Source organism: Micromonospora sp. C28SCA-DRY-2 (assembly GCF_030519475.1).
In the GTDB taxonomy this organism is placed as follows: Bacteria; Actinomycetota; Actinomycetes; order Mycobacteriales; family Micromonosporaceae; genus Micromonospora.
Genome location: NZ_JAUMKD010000005.1, coordinates 429,545 through 449,795, shown reverse-complemented (window position 1 = coordinate 449,795; position 20,251 = coordinate 429,545). Strand labels below are relative to the sequence as shown.

At 74.0% G+C, this 20,251-nt stretch carries 15 protein-coding genes; 3 read left to right on the top strand and 12 right to left on the bottom strand.

The features are described 5' to 3' along the window. Positions 1–76: 76 nt before the first annotated feature. Positions 77–1,990, bottom strand: coding sequence for a molecular chaperone HtpG (gene htpG / locus Q3W71_RS22745; protein ID WP_302921423.1), 1,914 nt, complete (start codon positions 1,988–1,990; stop codon positions 77–79). Positions 1,991–3,167: 1,177 nt separating this feature from the next. Between htpG and Q3W71_RS22740 the strand changes: the two genes are divergently transcribed. The 3 genes from Q3W71_RS22740 to Q3W71_RS22730 all read left to right on the top strand — a co-directional run bounded on the left by Q3W71_RS22740 (position 3,168) and on the right by Q3W71_RS22730 (position 5,853). After that, positions 3,168–3,815: a C39 family peptidase gene (locus tag Q3W71_RS22740; protein ID WP_302921422.1), complete on the top strand. Its 648-nt coding sequence runs from the start codon at positions 3,168–3,170 to the stop codon at positions 3,813–3,815. A gap of 380 nt (positions 3,816–4,195) precedes the next feature. After that, entirely contained in the window at positions 4,196–5,089 is an 894-nt protein-coding gene (locus tag Q3W71_RS22735; RefSeq protein WP_302921421.1) for a DUF1996 domain-containing protein, read from the top strand. A gap of 77 nt (positions 5,090–5,166) precedes the next feature. Next, entirely contained in the window at positions 5,167–5,853 is a 687-nt protein-coding gene (locus Q3W71_RS22730) for a DUF305 domain-containing protein (protein ID WP_302921420.1), read from the top strand. A gap of 197 nt (positions 5,854–6,050) precedes the next feature. Here the strand turns inward: Q3W71_RS22730 and Q3W71_RS22725 are convergent, their stop codons facing one another. From Q3W71_RS22725 to Q3W71_RS22675, 11 genes are all read right to left on the bottom strand, one after another. Further along, positions 6,051–6,872, bottom strand: coding sequence for a CoA ester lyase (locus Q3W71_RS22725; RefSeq protein ID WP_302921419.1), 822 nt, complete (start codon positions 6,870–6,872; stop codon positions 6,051–6,053). Beyond that, positions 6,872–8,083: a CaiB/BaiF CoA-transferase family protein gene (locus Q3W71_RS22720; protein WP_302921418.1), complete on the bottom strand. Its 1,212-nt coding sequence runs from the start codon at positions 8,081–8,083 to the stop codon at positions 6,872–6,874. Before Q3W71_RS22720 ends, Q3W71_RS22725 begins: the two co-directional genes overlap by 1 nt. Continuing rightward, on the bottom strand, positions 8,080–10,233 hold the full coding sequence (locus tag Q3W71_RS22715) for an alpha/beta hydrolase-fold protein (RefSeq protein WP_302921417.1): 2,154 nt from the start codon (positions 10,231–10,233) through the stop codon (positions 8,080–8,082). Before Q3W71_RS22715 ends, Q3W71_RS22720 begins: the two co-directional genes overlap by 4 nt. 4 nt (positions 10,234–10,237) lie before the next feature. Further along, positions 10,238–12,187 carry an SUMF1/EgtB/PvdO family nonheme iron enzyme gene (locus Q3W71_RS22710; protein ID WP_302921416.1) on the bottom strand — a complete coding sequence of 650 codons (1,950 nt, stop codon included), beginning with the start codon at positions 12,185–12,187 and terminating at the stop codon, positions 10,238–10,240. Positions 12,188–12,303: 116 nt separating this feature from the next. Continuing rightward, a complete protein-coding gene (locus tag Q3W71_RS22705) occupies positions 12,304–13,242 on the bottom strand; it encodes a PfkB family carbohydrate kinase (protein WP_302921415.1) in 939 nt (312 codons plus the stop codon). After that, complete coding sequence (locus Q3W71_RS22700; protein WP_302921414.1) at positions 13,239–14,645, bottom strand: ADP-ribosylglycohydrolase family protein; 1,407 nt, start codon at positions 14,643–14,645, stop codon at positions 13,239–13,241. Before Q3W71_RS22700 ends, Q3W71_RS22705 begins: the two co-directional genes overlap by 4 nt. Further along, positions 14,642–15,808 (bottom strand): ADP-ribosylglycohydrolase family protein, encoded by a 1,167-nt coding sequence (locus tag Q3W71_RS22695; RefSeq protein ID WP_302921412.1) that lies wholly within the window; start codon positions 15,806–15,808, stop codon positions 14,642–14,644. Before Q3W71_RS22695 ends, Q3W71_RS22700 begins: the two co-directional genes overlap by 4 nt. Before the next feature lie 2 nt (positions 15,809–15,810). Next, positions 15,811–17,103 (bottom strand): sugar ABC transporter substrate-binding protein, encoded by a 1,293-nt coding sequence (locus Q3W71_RS22690; protein WP_302921411.1) that lies wholly within the window; start codon positions 17,101–17,103, stop codon positions 15,811–15,813. 35 nt (positions 17,104–17,138) lie between these two features. Then, positions 17,139–17,978, bottom strand: a complete 840-nt coding sequence (locus tag Q3W71_RS22685; RefSeq protein WP_302921409.1) for a carbohydrate ABC transporter permease — start codon at positions 17,976–17,978, stop codon at positions 17,139–17,141. A 58-nt stretch (positions 17,979–18,036) separates the two neighbouring features. Beyond that, positions 18,037–18,972 carry a carbohydrate ABC transporter permease gene (locus Q3W71_RS22680; RefSeq protein WP_302921408.1) on the bottom strand — a complete coding sequence of 312 codons (936 nt, stop codon included), beginning with the start codon at positions 18,970–18,972 and terminating at the stop codon, positions 18,037–18,039. After that, a complete protein-coding gene (locus tag Q3W71_RS22675; RefSeq protein WP_302921406.1) occupies positions 18,969–20,087 on the bottom strand; it encodes a LacI family DNA-binding transcriptional regulator in 1,119 nt (372 codons plus the stop codon). Before Q3W71_RS22675 ends, Q3W71_RS22680 begins: the two co-directional genes overlap by 4 nt. Positions 20,088–20,251: the final 164 nt, after the last annotated feature.

Below are 20,251 nucleotides of genomic sequence, written 5' to 3'. Positions count from 1 at the left end.
CCCACCCGGCTCGGGGCCGTCGCCGAGGGCAGCCGGTCCGGGCGGCGGGCACGGCCCGCCACCCGGAGCGAGCGTGTCAGAGCGTACGGGCGAGCCGGTCGGCGAGGATCCGGGTGAACCGCGACGGGTCGGCCAGTTCCCCGCCCTCGGCGAGCAGCGCGATGCCGTAGAGCAGCTCGGCGGTCTCCTTCAGCGACTCCTCCGTGCCGCCCTGCTCGTGCGCCTTGCGCAGGCCGGCGACCAGCGGGTGGCCGGGGTTAAGTTCGAGGATCCGCTTCACCGACGGCACCTCGTGCCCCATCGCCCGGTACATCTTCTCCAGCGTCGGGGTGATGTCGTGCGCGTCGCCGACCACACAGGCCGGTGAGGTGGTCAGCCGGGACGACAGGCGTACCTCCTTGACGCTGTCGGCCAGCGCCTCGCCCATCCAGGTGAGCAGGTCGGCGTAGTCCTGGCGCTGCCGCTCCCGTTCCGCCTCGGCCTCCTTCTTCTCCTCCTCGGTGTCCAGGTCGACCTGGCCCTTGGCGATCGAGCGCAGGGTGCGGCCGTCGTACTGCCCGACGCGCTCGACCCAGACCTCGTCCACCGGGTCGGTGAGCAGCAGCACCTCGTAGCCCTTGGCCCGGAACGCCTCCATGTGCGGCGAGTTCTCGATCATGCTGCGCGACTCGCCGGTGGCGTAGTAGATGTCGCTCTGGCCGTCCTTCATCCGCCCGACGTAGCCGGCGAGGTCGGTGAGCTCGGCCGGGTCGTGGGTGGAGGCGACGGACAGGATCTCCAGGAGGGTGTCCTGGTTCTCCACGTCGTCGATCAGGCCCTCCTTGACCACGGCGCCGAACTCGGTCCAGAAGGTCCGGTAGCGCTCGGCGTGGTTGGCCTTCATGTCCTTGACAGTGGCGAGGATCTTCCGCACCAGCCGCCGCCGGACGACCTGGATCTGCCGGTCCTGCTGGAGGATCTCCCGGGAGATGTTCAGCGACAGGTCGTGCGCGTCCACCACGCCCTTGACGAAGCGCAGGTAGTTCGGGGTGAGCGCCTCGCAGTCGTCCATGATGAAGACGCGCTTGACGTAGAGCTGCACGCCGCGGCGGCCCTGCGGGGAGAACAGGTCCAGGGGCGCGTGCGAGGGGATGAAGAGCAGGGCCTCGTACTCGAAGGTCCCCTCACCCTTCATGTGCACGATCTCCAACGGATCGGCCCAGTCGTGGCTGACGTGCTTGTAGAACTCGTGGTACTCGGCGTCGTCGACCTCGTCGCGGGACCGCGCCCAGAGCGCCTTCATCGAGTTGAGCGTCTGCACCTCGGTGGTGGTGTCGCCCTCGGCGCCCGTACGCTCGACCGTCATCCGGATCGGCCAGGCGATGAAGTCCGAGTACCGCTTGACGATCTCGCGGATCGTCCACTCGGCGGTGTAGTCGTGCAGGTTGTCGTCGGCGTCGGCGGGCTTGAGGTGCAGCGTGACCGAGGTGCCCTGGGGCGCGGAGTCCACCGGCTCGACGGTGTAGGTGCCCTCGCCGGTGGACTCCCAGCGGGTACCCCCGGTCTCCCCCGCCTTACGGGTGGTCAGCTGCACCCTGTCGGCGACCATGAAGGCGGCGTAGAAGCCGACCCCGAACTGCCCGATCAGTTCCTGCCGCGCGCCCGCGTCGGCCGACTCCCGCAGCTTGCGCAGCAGCTCCGCGGTCCCGGACTTGGCGATCGTGCCGATCACCTCGACCACCTCGTCGCGGGACATGCCGATGCCGTTGTCCCGGACGGTCAGCGTCCGCGCCGCCTTGTCGACCTCGATCTCGATGTGCAGGTCCGCGGTGTCGACGGCGAGGTCCTTGTCGACCAGCGACGCCAGGCGCAGTTTGTCCAGCGCGTCGGAGGCGTTCGAGATCAGCTCCCGCAGGAAGACGTCCTTGTTCGAGTAGATCGAGTGGACCATCAGCTGGAGCAGCTGACGCGCCTCGGCCTGGAACTCCAACGTTTCGGCCCGGTCGGTCACACCATGTCCTTTCTTCTCGCGTCCAACGGGTTCGCGGAAAGGATACGAGCCGTCGCCGACCGCACCCGCCGGGTAGTCCGGGGACCGACACCGGCACCGGGTGCTCCCGCCGCCGCGATCCCGGCTTTGGATCTCTCCGGCGGCTTCCGGCTCGGGACGCGCCTGTTGGGCGCCGTAGTTCCGGTTCGATCCGGTGGACGTCCCGGGGGCGACCGGCGTCGGTCTGACCGTCTGGTCTACTGCTCGCCGGGCCAACCCGTCGATCCGTGGGCGGCCCGGCCGGGCGTGTCGTGCCGGGTGGGCGGTTTGCGCGCCGGCTGATACCTCAGGGTCATAAATATGCCGCTGAGGTATCACGCTCTCGGGCGATTGGTCGGCACCGGCCGTCCCGCGACGCCGACGGTCTGCGATCTGACCCGGAATGCGGTCCGCTGGGTTGATCCACTCCGTGTCGGGGATATCGCGGCATCCCGAGCCTGCGGACACCCCCATATCGCGGACACGGTGTGGATCACCGGGGTGCCATGGGTGAGTCGTTGGCGACATCAGCTCCACACCGTGCCCCTGGGCGCCTGCCCGCACGGGCCGAGCCGGTGTCGCCTGCCGCCCGGTGAGTGGCCGGGTGTCCGGTTCGCGGTGTCCGTTGGTGTGTCCGGGTGCGGGGTTTGGGTGCCGGTGTGGGGTGGTCGGGGCCACCCTGGCGGCGGAATCGGTGGCGGGTCGGGGTCGTTGAACATGGCATACCCGCGCCACACCCCGGGTGCTGGCCTCGCGGGTAGCGGCCCAGCCGGATCGCGGGTGGAATGCCCGCCCGCTGCGGGTCGTTGACACCCCCCCCCCCGACGGGCCAAGCAAGCCTCCGGCACCGAGCCCCCGGAATGGCGGGCCGGCCCGGATGGTTACACCCCCGACGGGCCGAGCACCCCCCCGGCACCGAGCCCTCCGGAATGGCCGGCCGGCCCGGATGGTTACACCCCGACGGGCCGAGCACGCCCCCGGCCCCCGGAGCCCCCGCCGGAATGGTGGGCTGGCCCGGATGGTTACACCCCCGGGACGCCCGAGCAGGCCCCGCCCGCCGGAGCAACCCCCTTTGCACGACCTTTCCTTGCGCGCGGCCCACACCGCCCCCCGTTTGGTGTGCCTCGCGTTTCCCCCGATCGAAAGGCTTGTGATCACCATGCGTACCGACATCCTGCGTAAGACCGCTCTGACCGCTGCTGGTCTCGCCTTCACCGGCGGCGCCCTCGCCGCCCCCGCCACCGCGTTCGCCGCCCCGGCCGAGAAGCCGGCCGTGTCGATCACCACCGACCGCAAGCACGGTGAGCGGGAACTCGGCGTGCGCTACGAAGCCCAGCCGAACTTCTACTACTGCGGCCCCGCCGCCGCCCGCAACGCCCTGTCCGTACAGGGCAAGAACATCGACGTCCACGCCATGGCCAAGGAAATGGGCACCACCGAAGCCGGCACCAACTCCATCAACGACATCACCCCCGTGCTGAACAAGCAGACCGGCAAGGACGTCTACCACAGCGTCGAGATCCGCGACCGCGCAGCCGATGACAAGCAGACCGACAAGCTGCGCACCGACGTCATCAAGGCCGTCGACGAAGGCCGCGCCGTGGTCGCCAACATCGCCGGCACCGCCACCGACACCGACGGCAACAGCCACTCCTTCGAAGGCGGGCACTACATCAGCGTCGTCGGCTACCGCGACGGTGGCAACACCGTCACCATCGCCGACTCGGCCAACCCCGACACCGCCAGCTACCGGATGAACATCGACAACCTCGCCGACTGGATCGCCACCCGCGGCTACACCGCCTGACGACCCACCACCGGCGACCAACAACCGAACACCAAACGCCGAAGGGCCGACCCCCAACCCGGGGGCCGGCCCTTCGGCGTCTCCAGACCCGAGTCACGATCCGAAGCGCGGACCCCGGAGCGCGGACCCGGAGCGCGGGCGGGGAGCCGGGAGCCGAGAGCGCGGGCGGGTTCCGGAGCCGGGAGCGAGAGGGGAGCCAGTTCCAGCACCCGGACACGTATTGACAAGTATCGACACGAGGCCCACTCTGACGAGAGAGCGCTCTCTCACTCGCCCCGGGCACAGCACACCACCACCACAGTTCTGGCCAGGGACCTCCGATGCCTTTTCGGCGGCGGCGCCGGATCGTCCCTGACCCGTACCCCGACAGGAGTCACGAGATGGACAGGGCCGCACCCCTCTCCGGTACCCGCCGCCGGTCGCGCCGCGCGACAGCGATCGGCGCCCTGCTGGCGCTCCTCGGCACGTACGTCGTGCTCACCGGCGCGCGGGCCGACGCCGCCCCGGTCGCCAACGTCATCCGGGTCGCCGAGTTCCCCGCCGACTGCCCGTACAGCCACCGGCTGCCGGACGACCCGATCATCTTCCCCGGGCTGCCCGGCGCCTCGCACATGCACAGCTTCTTCGGCAGCCGGGTGACCAACGCGCACACCGACCTGGCCGACCTGCTGAACTCGACCAGCACCTGCAATCCCCGGGTGGACGTCTCGTCGTACTGGGTGCCGACGCTCTACCGCGACAACGTGCCGGTCGAGCCGACCATCGTCACGTTCTACTACCTGGGTGAGGGCGTCCGGAGCGATGTCGTCGCCCGCACCGAGCCGATCCCGCAGGGGCTGCGGATCGTCGCCGGCAACGCCCGGGCGACCGGACCGAACGACAGTATCGCCCGCTGGTCCTGCCTGCACGCCGGGCACGTGCCGCCGTCGAAGGACTTCGTCACCTGCCCGGCCGGCACCATGCTGGAGTCGTACCTGGACTTCCCGCAGTGCTGGAACGGCCGCGACCTGGACTCCCCCGACCACAAGAGCCACATGGCGTACCCGGTGAACCAGGCCTGCCCGGCGAGCCACCCGGTGCCGGTGCCGAAGCTGCGGCAGGTGCTGCGCTACCCGGTCAGCGGTGACCCGGCGCGGCTCCGGCTCGCCTCCGGACCGGGCTACACCATGCACGGCGACTTCTTCAACGCCTGGCCGGTCGAGGAGATGGCCCGCCGGGTCCGGGACTGCATCCGTCCGGTGATCAAGTGCGGGGCGGACGGCCGGCCGCTCTGATCCCACCGTCCGGCCCGGTGGGGAGCGGACCCGCTGGCACCCCGGGTCCGCTCCCCGCTCGGCGGAGAGGAGGCCGGATGCGCCCGGCCGTACCGTCCGTCCTGGTCGCCGTCGCGCTGCTCGTCGTGGGCTGTACCGGCGGCGCTGGCCCCTCCGCCGCTCCGCCGCGCCCGGCCGCGCCCGCCCCGACGTCTGACGGCGCCGCCACCCCGGACGGCACCGCGTCGGGCGCCAGCGGCACCGCGTCGGGCGTCACCGCGCCGGGCGCCAGCACGTCGGGGGGCGGCGTGGCGGGTGCGTTCAACCCGACCGACGTCGCCTGGCTCCAGGTGCACGTGGCGATGACCGAGCGGATGCTCCCGGCGCTCGACCTGGTGGCGGACGGGACCAGCGACCCCGCCTGGCGACTGCTGGCCGTCCGGCTCGGCACCGTCCACCGCGCCGACCTGGCCCGGTGCCGCCGGCTACTGGCCGACGCCGGCGCGCCAGCGGCCAACCCGCACGAGGGCCACGACATGCCCGGCATGGTCACCGCCGACGACCTCGCGGCGCTCCGGGCCGCCGCCGGCGTGCCGTTGCGGCGGCTGCTCGCCCGCCACCTGCGCGCGCACCTGACGCAGGTGGTCCGGCTCGCCGCCGCGGAGCAACGCGCGGGCAACCATCCGGCGACCACCGCGCTCGCCGCCGCGATCGCCCGGCGGAGCCGTGCCGACCTCGCTCGCCTCGACCGGCTCGACCCCCCGACCAGCCCGGCCCCACGGTAGCGGCGGTGCTGACGACAAGCCGCCCACCTCCGCACCGCTTAGACCCGGGCAACGAATCGGCTGGCCGACCACCGCGTGGGGTGAAGCGGAGCACAGGGACGACGACCGGTTCCCCGACCCGGCAGGCGCTGGGCGCGACCAGCCCTGATGGCCGTGCGGGCGGGGCGAGCACCGCCGCCGGCACCGGCCGGCGGTGCTCAGGCGGCGTACCTGGCGGCCAGGTCGACGGTGCGCCGGGCCGCCGCCACCATCGCCCGGTCGGCGAACCGGCCGTCCGGCAGCACCACGGTCCCGGAGTCCCGGGTCTGCGCCTCGGCCACCGCGGCGAGCAGTTCCTCGGCCCGGGCCACCTCCCGCTCCGCCGGCCGGAACGCCTCGGCGATCACCGGGAGCTGGCGCGGGTGGATGGCCGCCCGCCCGAGGAAGCCGAGCCGCCGGCCCCGGGCACAGGAGGCGGCCAGCCCGTCGGCGTCGGCCACGTTCGCGTACACCGACATAGCCGGCGGCGGCAGGCCGGCCGCGCGGGCCGCCACCACGATCCGGCCGCGCGGCCAGGTCAGCCCCTCCTCGTCGGTGACGCCCAGGTCGGAACGGAGGTCGGCCTCACCGAGACCGATCGAGGCCACCGCGGGATCGGCCGTGGCGATGGCGTACGCGGCCTCCACGCCGACGGCCGACTCGACCAGCGGGTGCAGCGGCACCTCCACCCGGGCCGCGAGCGCGGTCACCGTCGCGGCCGACTCCACCTTGGGCAGCCGCAGCCCGGACAGCCCCGGCCGCCCGGCGACGGCGGCCAGGTCGGCGTCGACGTCGGGCCCGGTCAGTTCGTTGACCCGCACCTGCACCGGCACCGGGTGCTCCTCGGCGAGGAACTCGGCGACCGCCTCGCGGGCGTACGCCTTGCGGCCGGCGACCACCGCGTCCTCCAGGTCGAGGATCACCGCGTCGGCGCCCGAGGCGACCGCCTTGGCGAACCGGTCCGGCCGGTCGCCGGGCACGTAGAGCCAGGTGAGCAGCATCAGATCACCCCCTGCGCGCGCAGCTCGGCCAGCTCGGCGTCGGCCATGCCGAGGGCCCGCAGCACCGCGTCGGTGTCCTGGCCGTGCCGTCGCCCGGCGTGCCGGATCTCCCCCGGCGTGTCCGAGAGCCGGAACGGCACGTTCTGCATCCGTACCTCGCCCAGCTCCTCGTCGGGCACCGTGCGGATGGTGCCCAGCGCGGCGTACTGCGGGTCGGCGAGGATGTCCCGCACGTCGTAGACCGGGGCCACCGCCGCCTGCGCCGCCTCGAACGCGGCCACCACCTCGTCCCGGTCGCGCTTCGCGACCCAGGCGCTCACCGCGGCGTCGAGTTCGTCGGCGTGCGCGGCCCGGCCGCTGCCGGTGGCGAACCACGGCTCGTCGACCAGCTCGGGGCGGCCGACCAGGCGCAGCACCCGCTCGGCGATGCTCTGCGCGCTGGTGGAGACGGCCACCCAGCGCCCGTCGGCGCAGCGGTACGTGTTGCGCGGGGCGTTGTTGTTGGACCGGTTGCCCAGCCGGGGCTGGACGTAGCCGAGCTGGTCGTACCAGGTGATCTGCGGGCCGAGCATCGCCATGATCGGCTCGATGATGGCCAGGTCGACCACCTGCCCGGCGCCGGTCAGCTCCCGGCCGCGCAGCGCCAGCATGACCGCGTACGCGGCGGCCAGCGCGGTGACCGAGTCGGCCAGCCCGAACGGCGGCAGGGTCGGCGGCCCGTCCGGTTCACCGGTGGCGGCGGCGAAGCCGCTCATCGCCTCGGCCAGCGTGCCGAACCCGGGCCGGCGGGCGTACGGGCCGACCTGGCCGAAGCCGCTGATCCGGGTGATCACCAGCCGCGGGTTGACCGCGTGCAGCTCGGCCGGGCCGAGACCCCACCGCTCCAGGGTGCCGGGGCGGAAGTTCTCCACCAGCACGTCGGCGTCGGCGACCAGCCGGCGCAGCAGTTCGGCGCCCTTCGGGTCGGACAGGTTCAGGGTGACCGTGCGCTTGTTGCGCCCGAGCACCTTCCACCACAGCCCGACGCCGTCCTTCGCCGGGCCGTGCCCGCGTGACGGGTCGGGCTTGGCGGGGTGCTCCACCTTGACCACGTCGGCGCCGAAGTCGCCGAGGAACGCCGCGGCGAGCGGCCCGGCGAAGAGGGTGGCCAGGTCGACCACCTTCACCCCGTCGAGCGGGCCGGGCCGGCCCGCTTCGGCTGCGCTGGTCACGGCGTTCCCTTCGTGGGGTCGATGGTGGCGAGGAAGACGTCGCCGTTGCCGAGCGCCCCGCCCGGCACCGCACCGGCGGTGAGTCCGCTGACCCGCAGCCGCCCGTCGGCGCCGAGGGTGGCGTAGACGTTCTCCTCGCCGAAGGCGTCGGCGGCGTCGTCGCGGGCGGTGCCGTACTGGGCGACCCCGAGCTGCCGTCCACGGGCGTCCAGCCGCACGGTGAGCACGTCGGCGCCGCCGACCGGCACGCCGAGGCTGCTGCCGGTGAATCCGACCACCGCCACCGCGCCGTCAGGCAGGGCCACCACGTCGGCGCCACCGTCGGCGCCGGGGCCGCCGGTCACCGTCCGCCAGCGCTGCCGGCCGGCCGCCGTGTACGCCACGGTCAGCACGTCGGTGCCGCCGGCGGTGGCCTCGCCGCCGACCGAGCCGGTGGCCACCACCGTGCCGGTGGAGCTGACCGCCAGCCCGCCGAGCAGGTCGTCGCCCGCCCCGCCCACCGACGTCACCCAGCTACGCGCGCCGGCCTGGTCGAACCGGGCCAGCCAGCCGTCGGCGCCGCCCAGCGCGGTGGTGCCGGGCAGGCCGGCCGTGGTGCTGCCGGCGACGTAGACGCCGGCGGCGTCGACCGCCACCGCGTACGCCTTGTCCTCGCCGGCGCCGCCGAGCTGCCGGCTCCAGGCGATCGACCCGTCGGGGGCGATCCGGGCCAGCACCGCGTCCTTGTCCCCGGCCGGGGTCGACCCGTCGAACGAGCCGCTGGTGTAGCCGGCGACGTAGGCGCCGCCGTCCGGGGCGGCGGCGACGGCGTAGAACCGGTCCGCCTTGGCCCGGTCGCCGGCCTGGGTCAGCCAGGACCGCTGGCCGGTCGCGGTCAGCCGGGTCACGAAGCCGTCGTCGGCGGGGCTGCCGGGGTGCGCGCCGTCGAGGTCGCCGCGGGTGTAGCCGGCCGCGATCACCCCGCCCTCGGCGAGCGGCACCACCCCGTAGAGCCGGTCGTTGGCCGGGGTGCCGAACTGGGTCGTCCACCGGGTGCCGGCGGCGTCCAGCCGGCTCACCACGGCGTCCAGCCCGCCCGCGTACGGCTGCCCGGCCACCGGGCCGGAGGCCGCGTAGCCGAGGGTGGTGGCGCCGTCCGGGTGGGCGGCGACGCCGCCGGCCCAGTCGGTGCCCGCGCTGCCGTACGCCGGCCCGGGCAGCCCCGCCGGCGGGGTGACGCTCAACGTGCCGGCGAGGTGCTTCAGCCCGGCCACGAAGGCCGGCCGCCAGACGTCCCAGTCGTGCCCCCCGTCGAGCACCCGGAACTCGGCGGCCACCCCGTCGGCGCGGCGCACCGTGTTGTAGAGCGTGGCGGCCTCGTAGTCGAGGTCGTGCGCCGCGTGCGCCGGGTCCGGGTTGGCCCACTCGTCGTCGCCGACCGCGACGTACATCCGCACCGGGGACTCCGGGTCCAGCCCCGGCAGCAGCGCCGGGTAGTTCAGCCGCTGGTAGACCTCGTCGGAGAAGCGCTGCTCGCCGGAGCCGAAGGCGCCGAACTCGCGCGCCGACGAGTCGGCCGGCGGCAGCGGCCGGTACACCGCCGGGCTGAGCACCAGCGCGTTGGCGAAGAGGTCGGAGTGGGCCAGCGCGTAGCGCAGCGCACCAGCGCCGCCCATCGAGTAGCCGCCGACCAGCCGGGCGCCCCGGTGCGCGGCGGTGCGGTAGGTGGTGTCGACGTGCGCCACCAGGTCCCGGGTGAGCGCGGTCTCCACCGGCCGGCCCGGGTCGTCCGCGCCGGTGTACGCGGAGTCGACGTACCAGTTGCCGCGGTTGCTCCACGGCGCGTCGGGCAGCACGGCGATCACCGGCGGCACCTCCCCGGCGGCGATCAGCCGGTCGAGGTCGGCCTTCACCCGGGTCCACGCCGCCATGGTGTCGCCCCGACCGTGCAGCAGGTAGAGCACCGGGTAGCGGGTGTCGCCGGCGGCGTCGTAGCCGTGCGGCAGGTAGACGGTGTAGTCGATGTCGCCGCCGAGCGCCGGGGACGGCGCCGCGGCGGTGGTCAGCGTGCCCGCGCGGAGCCGCTCCGCGGCGGCCGGGGCCGCGCCGGCCAGCCCGAGGGCGAGGAGCACGGCGGCCACCCCGCCGCCGATCCGCCAGCGTCTGCTCATCAGGTCACTCCTGTCCGGTCGAGAGGTCCGCGGCGCAGCGGAAGCCGACCTGGTCGGAGCGGGTCAGCCCGGCGCCGGTCAGCAGCAGCTTCACCGACACGTCCGGCGGCTGCGGGCCACCGTCGAAGTACCAGTCCGAGCCCTCCGCCCGGTACGCGGCGCCGCCCTTGACGATGACGAACCGGGTCCGCCCGTCGGAGTGCTCGCTCTCGGTCAGGTTCCACACCAGCGGCTCCCGGCGGCGCAGCAGTCCCGCCTCGGCGGCCACCTGCCACTCGTCCTCGGTGGGCAGCCGCAGCCCGGCCCAGGCCGCGTACGCCCGGGCGTCGGCCAGGTCGACCCCGGTGACCGGGGCGTCGGCCGGCCCCTGCCCGGCGGTGAACCGCTCCGGGCGCACCGGCCGGTAGCCGGTGGCGCGCAGGAACTCGGCGTACTGCCCGTGGGTGACCTCGTCGGTGGCGATGGCGAACCGGCCGAGCTGGACGCTGCGGCGCAGCGTGCCGGTGTGGTGCAGCCGGGGCGGCAGTGGCTTCCACTCGTCGACGTACGGGGTCTCCCCGTACAGGCCGGTCTCCCGCACCCGGTAGCGCACCAGCAGGTCCCGCCGGCCGCCGTCGACGGCCACCATGCCGGCCGGCGGTTCGGCGCGCGGGGCCCACGGCGTGCGCAGCCGCACCGCGGCCCGGGCGGGGAAGGACGGGTCGCCGGTCGGGGCGGGGTGCGCCGGCACGGCGGCGTCGGTGGCGACCACCGCGGCGATCGCGCCGGCCGGCAGCGGGCCGCCCACCGCCACCCGGCCGCCGGGGGTCGGGGTGGCGGTCAGGTCGGCACCGGTGACCAGGTCGACGAAGCGCCGCCCGGGCCGCGCCTCGGTGACCAGCCACGGCCCGTCGTGGTCGCCGCCGCGGTTCACCACTGTCCACAGTGGCACGCCGCCGTGCGTCCAGCGGGACGCGTACACCTGGCCGGTGCCCGGGTGGTCGGCGAGCGGGACCCAGTCCTCGGCGCGCAACCACGCGGCGTGGCTGGCCTGGATGCGGCGCATCGCCCGCAGCACCGCCCGGTCGCGGTCGTTCCAGCCGACCCAGACCCCGAACACGCTCTCCCAGACCAGCACCCCGACCCCGTTGAGCCAGGCGGAGTGCAGCTCGTCGAGGTGGTCGCGGTGCCAGCGGCGGGTGTGGTGCAGCACGTGCCGCCGCTCGAACCACTTGGCCCGCAGCACCCCGGGCACCGGCGAGTCGGCGAACCACTGCGCCCAGGACATCGCGTGGTCGGCGACCCGGGCCAGCGGCACCCGGCTCTCCCCCTCCAGCACCATCCCCGGCCGGACGGCGTCCAGCTCGCGGCGCAGCTCGTCCGCGCCCTCCTTGAGGGTGTCCAGGAAGACCCCGTCGACGCCGAGCTTGCCGGCCAGCGCGGCGACCTCCTGCGCGTCGGTGCCGGTCTCCCGCCGGGTGCCGGTGTCCCACGGGTTGTAGTCGACGAACACCCGGACCCCGCGGGCCTGGAAGGCGCGCACCACCTCGGGCAGCTCGGGCACGTCCCGGTACCAGTCGAACTGGTTGCGCTCGTCCAGCCCGATCACCGGGTACGCGTGCCAGAGCACCACCCCGTCGAAGCCGCCGAAGTCCCGGTCGGCCGCGTCGAGGAAGTCCTCGACCGTGAACACGCCGCGCTCGTGGTCGTAGAGCGTCTCGTCCCAGAGCCAGGCCAGGCAGACGCTGAAGCAGTCGAGCGGGATCTCGTCGTAGTGCGCGCGGGTGTAGCCGAGCCGGGCCCGGGCGTCGGCGCGCCAGCGGGTGAGCTGGTCACGCCAGGCCGGCCAGTCCGCCGGGTCGTCCGGGGCGGCGAAGATCTTCGCCTCGTCCAGCGCGGTCAGGTCGGCGTCCCCGCCGAGCGGCACCTCGGTGGGCCGGTCGATCGGGCGCGGCACGTACGGGTTGAAACCCACGGGCGTCACCTCGGTTCGCGACTGCGGGGCTCGCAAACCCGGCTCACTCCTCGCGCTCACGGGCGCCACCTCGGTTCGCGACTGCGGGGCTCGCAAACCCGGCTCACTCCTCGCGCTCACGGCGTCCCCTCGTAGGTCGCGGTGTACAGGGCCTCGATGGCGGCCCGCTCGGGCAGCGCGGTCGACGCGCCGGGGCGCTGGGCGCAGGCCGCGCCGGCGGCGCACGCCCAGCGCAGGATGGCGGTGACCGTGTCGGCGTCGACCGCGCCGCCGCGTTCGGCCCAGCCGACGGCCAGCGCCCCGGTGAACGCGTCACCGGCCGCTGTGGTGTCCACCGCGTCGATCCGCGGCGCCGGGATCTCCAGCCGCAGCCCGGCCCGGTCGGCGTACGCGGCGCCGCGCGCGCCGAGGGTCAGCACCACCCGCGGCACCAGCTCCAGCAGGGCGTCCAGCAGCACCGGCGACTCGTCGGCGAAGACCCCCGCGACGACCGCCGCCTCGTGTTCGTTGACCACCAGCACGTCGACCAGGTCGAGCAGCTCCGCCGGCAGCGGCGCGGCCGGCGCGGCGTTGAGCACCACTGTGGTGCCCCCGGCGCGGGCCAGCCCGGCGGCCGCGACAACGGTCGGCAGCGGCACCTCCAGCTGGAGCAGCAGCACGTCGGCGGCGGCGATGGCCGCCCGGTCGTCGCCGTCCAGGTCGGTGAGTTCGCCGTTGGCGCCGGGGGCGACCACAATGAAGTTCTCCGCGTCCCGGTCCACCGCGATCAGCGCGACGCCGGACGGGCCGGGGACGGTGCGCAGGCCGCGCACGTCCACCCCCGCGGCGACCAGGCTCGCCCGCAGCTGGGCGCCGAACTCGTCGTCGCCGACCGCGCCGACGAAGCCGCAGCCGGCACCGGCCCGCGCGGCGGCGACCGCCTGGTTGGCGCCCTTCCCGCCGGGCACCGTGCGGAAGTTCTCGCCGAGCACCGTCTCGCCGGGGCGGGGCAGCTGCGGCGCCGTCACCACCAGGTCCAGGTTGGTGCTGCCCACCACGACCACCGCGGCGCTCACCGGGCACCTCCCGCGGCGGCCGGGTCGGCGGCCGAAGCCGCCGCGGCCGGGTCGGCGGCCGGAGCCGGGGCGGCCAGCGCGGCGGTCCGGGTGGCCAGCTCGTCGAAGCCGATCCCGTCGAAGCCGGCGATGCTGCTGGCCAGCCGGTTGCGCAGCGGGGCCACCCAGCGCTCCGGCAGCCCGGACGCACCGGCCAGCGCACCGGTGACCGCGCCGACCGTGGCGCCGGTCGAGTCGGTGTCCCAGCCCCCGCTGACCACCGCGCAGATGGACCGCTCCAGGTCCCCCCGCCCGTACGCCAGCGCGGCCGCCACCAGGGCGGCGTTGTTGCGGACGTGCACCCAGTGCAGGTGGCCGTGCCGGGCGTACAACTGGTCCACCACCGTCTCCCAGTCGTCGGTGGACGCGCCCAGCGCCCGCGCCTCGCGGACCGTGGCGGCGAACCGGCTGCCCGGCGGCAGCACCGCCTCGCCGGCGTCGAGCACCTCGTCCACCCCGCTGGCGACCGGCGCGGTGGCCGCCATGGCGGCCACCCAGATCGCCCCGTGCACGCCGCCGCGGACATGGCTGACCGTGGCGTCGCGCCAGGCCAGCTCGGCGGCCCGGTCGGGCCGGCCCGGGTTGACCCAGCCGTAGACGTCGGTGCGGATCTGCGCGCCGATCCACTCCCGGAACGGGTTGTGCCGCCGCGCGGTCAGCGGCGGAGCCAGCCCGAGCAGCAGGTTGCGGTAGGCCACCCGCTCGGCGGTGAAGACCCGCCCGCCGGGCAGCCAGTCCAACCACGCCTGCGCCACGTCGGCGCTGGTGAAGTCCCGCCCGTGGGTCTCCAGCACGCGCAGCGCCAGCAGCGCGAAGTTCAGGTCGTCGTCCTCGGGCATGCCGTCGATGTTCTCGGCGAGGCTGGTCGGCGCGCTGCGCCGGTTCCACGGCCAGCGGGCGGCCACCTCGGCGGGCAGCCCCCGCGCGGTGAACCAGTCGCGCAGCGGCCACCGGCCGGTGGCGACGAGGATCTCCCGGATCCCGTGACGGGGGATCTTCTCCACCGGCTTGCCGAGCAGGCAGCCCGCCGCCCGGCCCAGCCACGCGCCGTGCAGCCGGTCGTACACCGCCGTGGTGGGCAGCGACCAGGCCGCCGGCCAGGTCGCCGCCAGCGCCGCCAGGTCGTCCGGCTCGTCGGCGGTGGTCCCGGCGGGCAGCGCGTCGGCGGCGTCCAGCAGCTCGACGGCGAGCGCCCGCAGCGCCGGCGAGGCCGGGGTCGGCGAGGCCCCGCTGACCGGCGGGGTGAGGTCCCCGCCGGCCGCCGTCCACCGCTCGGCGAGCGGCCCGACGTCGCGGCCCTCGTCCCGGCTGGCCGCCAGTTCGTGCGGCAGCAGGTCCTCCGGCTGCACCCAGGTGATCCTCACCGGGTCGGCTCCTCACCCCGCGCCGCCTCGCCGGTCAGCCCGGCGAAGCGCTCGGCCCGCTGGGTGAACCGGGCGCGGTCGCGCTCGAAGACCTCGGTGGCCACCGCCGCGAGCACGCGGGCCGGCTCCACCAGGTCGGTCCGGGAGGCGGTGCCGACCGCCTCGGCCCACTCCACCGGCACCGCCGCCGCGCCGCCGAGCGCGCCGGCGATCGCGCCGGCCATGGTGGCGGTGGAGTCGGCGTCCCGGCCGTAGTTCACCGCGCCGAGCACCGCCGGGCGGAACTCGCCGCCGGCCACCACCAGCATGCCGATGGCCACCGGGAGTTCCTCGATGGCGTGCAGCCGGCTGGGCCGGCGGGCGCCGAGCCCCGGGCTGCGGTACTCCTCCCCCACCGTGTCGTAGGGCGCCACGGCGGCCCGCAGCGCGGGGATCGCGGCCTTCCAGTCGTGGTGGCCGCGGGCCTCCTTGACCACCGCGTCGATCGCCGACCGGGTACCGTCGCGGGCCAGGTCCAGGGCCGCGGCGACCACGTCCTCGACGCCCGCGCCGGGGGCCGCCGCGGCGGCGACCGCGGCGGCGAAGACCGCCGCGGCCTCCCGCCCGTAGCTGTGCTGGTGCGCCCCGGCGATCTCCACCGCCTCGGCGTACGCCCCGGCCGGGTCGCCCGCGTTGACGATGCCGACCGGGGCCATGTACATGGCCGCGCCGCAGTTGACGATGTTGCCGACGCCCGCCTCGCGGGGATCGGCGTGCGCGTGGTGCAGGCGGGTGACCAACCACCGCTCGGCGGCCGCGAGCCGGTGGAAGGTCACCCCCTCGCGCTCCAGGTCCGGGATGTACACCACCCGCTCGATCAGGTCGGGGACGAGCAGCTCCACCACGTCGTACGCGTCGAGGTGGTCCCGCTTGGCCGCGTACGCCCGCACCAGCGCGTGGGTCATCAACGTGTCGTCGGTGATGTGCCCGTCGCCCTTGTGGTACGGCGCGAGTGGCCGCGCGGTGGCCCAGTCGGCGTGGTACGGGGGCACGATGCCCTCCACCCAGCCGCCGAAGCGGGCCCGGATCTGCTCCGGTAGTGCCGTCTCGGTGGCCCCGCCGAGGGCATCGCCCACCGCGGCGCCGACCAGACATCCGACCGACTTGTCGAGCAAGAGTGCCATGGTTACCTCAGAACCTGCTTGCCCCCGTCGACCAGCTGCGTGCCGAGCTGGTCCAGGGTGATCTTGTTGGCGAAGTACTGCTGCAGGGCCGGCGTGGCGTACTTGGTCTTCCACTCCGGGTACCCGTCGGCCATCTGGAACGGCGCGACGGTCAGGTCGGCCGCGCTGTCCGCGGCGACGTCCCAGCCCTGCTTGCCGCCGGTCAGCTTGACCAGCTCCTCGTTGGCCTGCTTGCCGGTGGGCACCAGCCAGTCACCCTTGGCCAGCGCGGCCATGTTGGTCGGGTTGAGGAAGTACTCCAGGAACTGCGCGGCCTGCTTCTTGCCCTTCGAGTCCTCGGAGATGGACAGCGTCTGCGGGTTCGCCGCCTGCTTGCTGGACAGCCCCTTGATCGGCGGCAGGGTCACCCACTCGAAGCCGGCCGGCGCCTGCTCGACCATCTGCTGGCGCAGCGACACCGAGCCGGGCAGCATGGCGTACTTCCCGCCGAAGAAGCCGGGCAGGGTGTCCGCCCCGCTCATCCCGAGCGCCTCCGGGGAGGCCGACTTCGTCGTGTAGATCATGTCGTGGATCCGCTTCGGGACCTCCTTCTCCGCGTCGCCGACCTTGACCTCGGTCTTGCCACCGTCGGTGTAGAAGAACTTCCCGTCGAAGTTGAGCGCCAGGTTCAGCACCCGGTTGGTCGGCGACTTCAGCGCCCACGCCACGCCGTACTGGCCGGGCTTGGTGAGCTTCTGCGCGTTGGCCTGGAACTCGTCCCAGGTCCAGCCGCCGTCGGCCGGCGGCACCGCGACGCCGGCGGCGTCGAGCAGCTTCTTGTTGGCGATGACGACCTGCGACTCCAGCAGGAACGGCACGCCGGTGACCTTGCCGTCGTAGGTGACCGTGTCCCAGACGCCCTGGTCGATCTGACCCTTCAGGTCGTCGGAGATCAGACCGGACAGGTCGGTCAGGTAGCCCTGCTTGCTGAACTCGCCGATCGCCGACGCCTCGTAGTGCACGATGTCCGGCGCGTCGCCGCCCTCGAAGGAGGTCAGCAGCTGGTCGTGCACCGAGTTCCAGTCACCCTGGACGTACTCGACCTGGATGTCCGGGTGCTCGGCGTTCCACTTGGCGACCAGGTCCTTGTTGGCCTGCAGCGACTCCTTCTGCCAGGCCAGGCTGAGGAAGCGCAGCTTGACCGGGCCGGATGTGGTCTCGTCGTCGCCGCCGTCGCCGCACGCGGCGAGCGCGCCGACGCCGACGACCGCGACCGCGGCGGCCGCGGCGAGTCGACGGAATCTGCTACGGAGCATGGGGGAAAACCTCCTCGGTGGTGGATGGGGGTGGATCAGCCCTTGACCGCGCCGGCGAGCGACCCGGACGAGAGCCGGCGTTGCATGAACGCGAAGAAGATCAGGCTGGGCAGGGTGGCCAGCAGCGAACCGGCCGCCAGCGGGCCCAGACGGGCGGTGCCCTCGATGCCGACGAACCGGGCCAGCGCCACCGGCAGGGTGGCCAGCTCGGGCGTCTTGATCAGCACCAGGGCGAAGAAGAACTCGTTCCAGGCGGAGATGAACGAGAACAGCGCGGTGGCGACCACGCCGGGGGCGAGCAGCGGGAAGACCACCCGGCGCAGCACCTGCACCCGGCTCGCGCCGTCCACGCTGGCGGCCTCCTCCAGCTCGCGCGGGATGTTGCGGACGAAGCCCTGGAGCATCCAGAGCGCGAACGGCAGCGCCCAGACCACGTAGATCAGCACCAGCCCGGCGTGCGTGTTGGCCAGCCCGACCTGCCGCAGCACCAGGAAGATCGGGATGATCAGCAGCACGAACGGGAAGAGCTGGGAGAGCAGCACCCAGCCCAGGGCGGCGGTGCCGAGCTTGGAGCGGAACCGGGCCAGGGCGTACGAGGCGGGCAGCGCGACCAGCACGGTGAGCACCGCCGAGGCGAGCGAGACCTGGAGGCTGTTCAGCGCCGCCCGGCCGAGTTCCTGCTCGGTGAAGGCCTGCACGAAGTTCTGCACGGTCGGGTTGCTCGGGATCAACGTCGGGTGCAGCTGCACCAGTTCCCGGGGCGGCTTGAACGCCGTCGAGACCAGCCAGACCAGCGGGAACCCGAGGAAGATCAGGTAACCGGCCAGCGCCAGGTACTGCAACGTCCGCCCGGTACGGCTCGACTTTCCGATCATCGCTGCCCTCCGATCAGGACTGCGGGGCTCGCAAGCTGACTCCTCGCACCGATCACGACTAGTTCGCCTCCCTCAGCCGGCGACGCAGGTAGACGGCGAGCAGCGCCACGATGATCACGACCATGACGTTGCCGAGCGCGGCGGCGTAGCCGTAGTTGCCGTAGCGGAACGCCTCCTCGTAGGCGAAGAGCATCGGCAGCATGGTCTTGCCGCCCGGCCCGCCCGCGGTGAGCACGTAGACCAGCCCGAACGAGTTGAAGTTCCAGATGAAGTCCAGCGAGGTGATCGCCACGATCACCGGCGTCAGCGCGGGCAGCGTGACGTGCCGGAACCGGTGCCAGGCGCTGGCCCCGTCGACCGCGGCGGCCTCGTGCAGCTCGCGGGCCACCCCCTGCAGCCCGGCCAGCAGCACCACGGTGGTCTGCGGCATGCCCGCCCAGACCCCGACGATGATCACGGCGGGCAGCGCGGTGCCGAAGTCGCCGAGCCAGTTGGTCCGCAGGCCGTCCGCGCCGACCCGGTGGAAGAACTCGTTCAGCAGGCCGGCGTCCGGGTGGTAGACCAGCTTCCACAGGATGCCGACCACCACCGGGGGCATCGCCCACGGCACCACGGCCAGCACCCGGGCCACGCCCCGGAAGCGCAACTGCTGGTTCAGCAGCAGCGCCAGGCCGAGGGCGAGCACGAACTGCAGCACGGTCACCCCGAACGCCCAGAGCAGACCGATCTTGAAGGAGTTCCAGAACAGCTCGTCGCCGAGCAGCTCGCGGTAGTTCTCCAGCCCGGTGAAGGTGACCTCGACGTTGCGCCCGGCCCGGGCGTCGGTGAAGCCCAGGTACATGCCGCGCAGCAGCGGGAAGACCGACAGCACCAGGATCGGCAGCAGCGACGGGAGCAGCAGCAGGTAGATCATGGTCCGGTCGGAGCGGGACCGGCCGCCCCGACCGGGCTTTCCGGCCCGGTCGACGTCCGGCCGCTCGGCCAACGTGGTCACCGGTCCACCTCCTCGTTCACTACTGCTGGGCTGGGAAGCTCACTGCCCGTGCCCGCCGACGCCGCGCCCGCCGGGCGGGGACCCGGCACGGCGGCCCGGCTGGACGCGCGGACAGCGAGGCTGGGCGGCACCTGCTCGCGGCGGGGCGGCAGCGCCGGGTCGGCGATCCGGGAGAGCAGCAGTTCGGCCGCCCGGCGACCGCGTTCGGCCGAGCCGAGCGAGACGCTGGACAGCTGCGGAAACATCATCTGGGCCAGTTCCGTGTCGTCCATGCCGACCACTGCCACGTCCTCGGGCACCCGGTGCCCGGCGGCCAGCAGCGCGTGCAGCGCGCCGACGGCGATCAGGTCGTTGGCGCAGATCAGCGCGTCCGGGCGGGCCCGGGCGAGCAGCCGCTCGGCGGCGCTGCGGCCGGCCGCGTACTGGAAGTCGCCGACCTCGACCAGGCGCTCGTCGAGCTCGATGCCGTGCTCGGCCAGGGCGGCCCGGAAGCCGGCGTCGCGGGCGGCGCCGGGGACGGTGTCCAGCGGGCCGTTGACGAAGCCGATCCGGCGGCGGCCGGCCGCGACCAGGTGCGCCACCGCCAGCGCGACGCCCTGCCGCGAGTCGGTACGCACGTTGTCCACCGGCGCGTCGGCGCCGAGCTGACCGATCACCACCACCGGCACCGGGCTGTCCACCATGGCGGCGAGATGGTCGTCGGTGACCCGGATGGGCGAGAGGATCATGCCGTCCACGTAGCGGTTGGCCAGCCGGCGCAGCAGCGCCGTCTCGTTGTCGATCCGCCCGCCGGTCGCGTGCACCAGCAGCTGCCGCCCGGACGCGGCGACCACCGCCTCGATGGCCCGCATCATCGCCACGTACACCGGGTTGCCGATGTCCTCGACGGCGAGCGCGAGCAGGCCGGTGCGCTGGGACTGCAGGGAGCGGGCGATGGCGTTGGGCACGTAGCCGACCTCGGCGGCCGCGGCGCGTACCTTGCGGATGGTCTCCGGGCTGCCGCCGACGCCGTTGAGCACCCGCGAGGCGGAGGCGATGGAGACGCCGGCGCGGGCGGCCACCGTGTGGACGGTGGGCCGGCCGTCGGTCGACTCCTGTAAACGTTTACGACCCACGCCCGGCACCTCCACCTGATTGCTGTAAACGTTTCCGGGAGTTTGCGCCGTGCGCCGTGCCAAGGTCAAGGGCTCGTTACGAAAACGTTTCCAACCGGGTGCCGTGCCTGCGCGGACCGCCGGGTCGGCGCGGTGGGGTGTCGCCGCCGACGGCGAGACCTCCC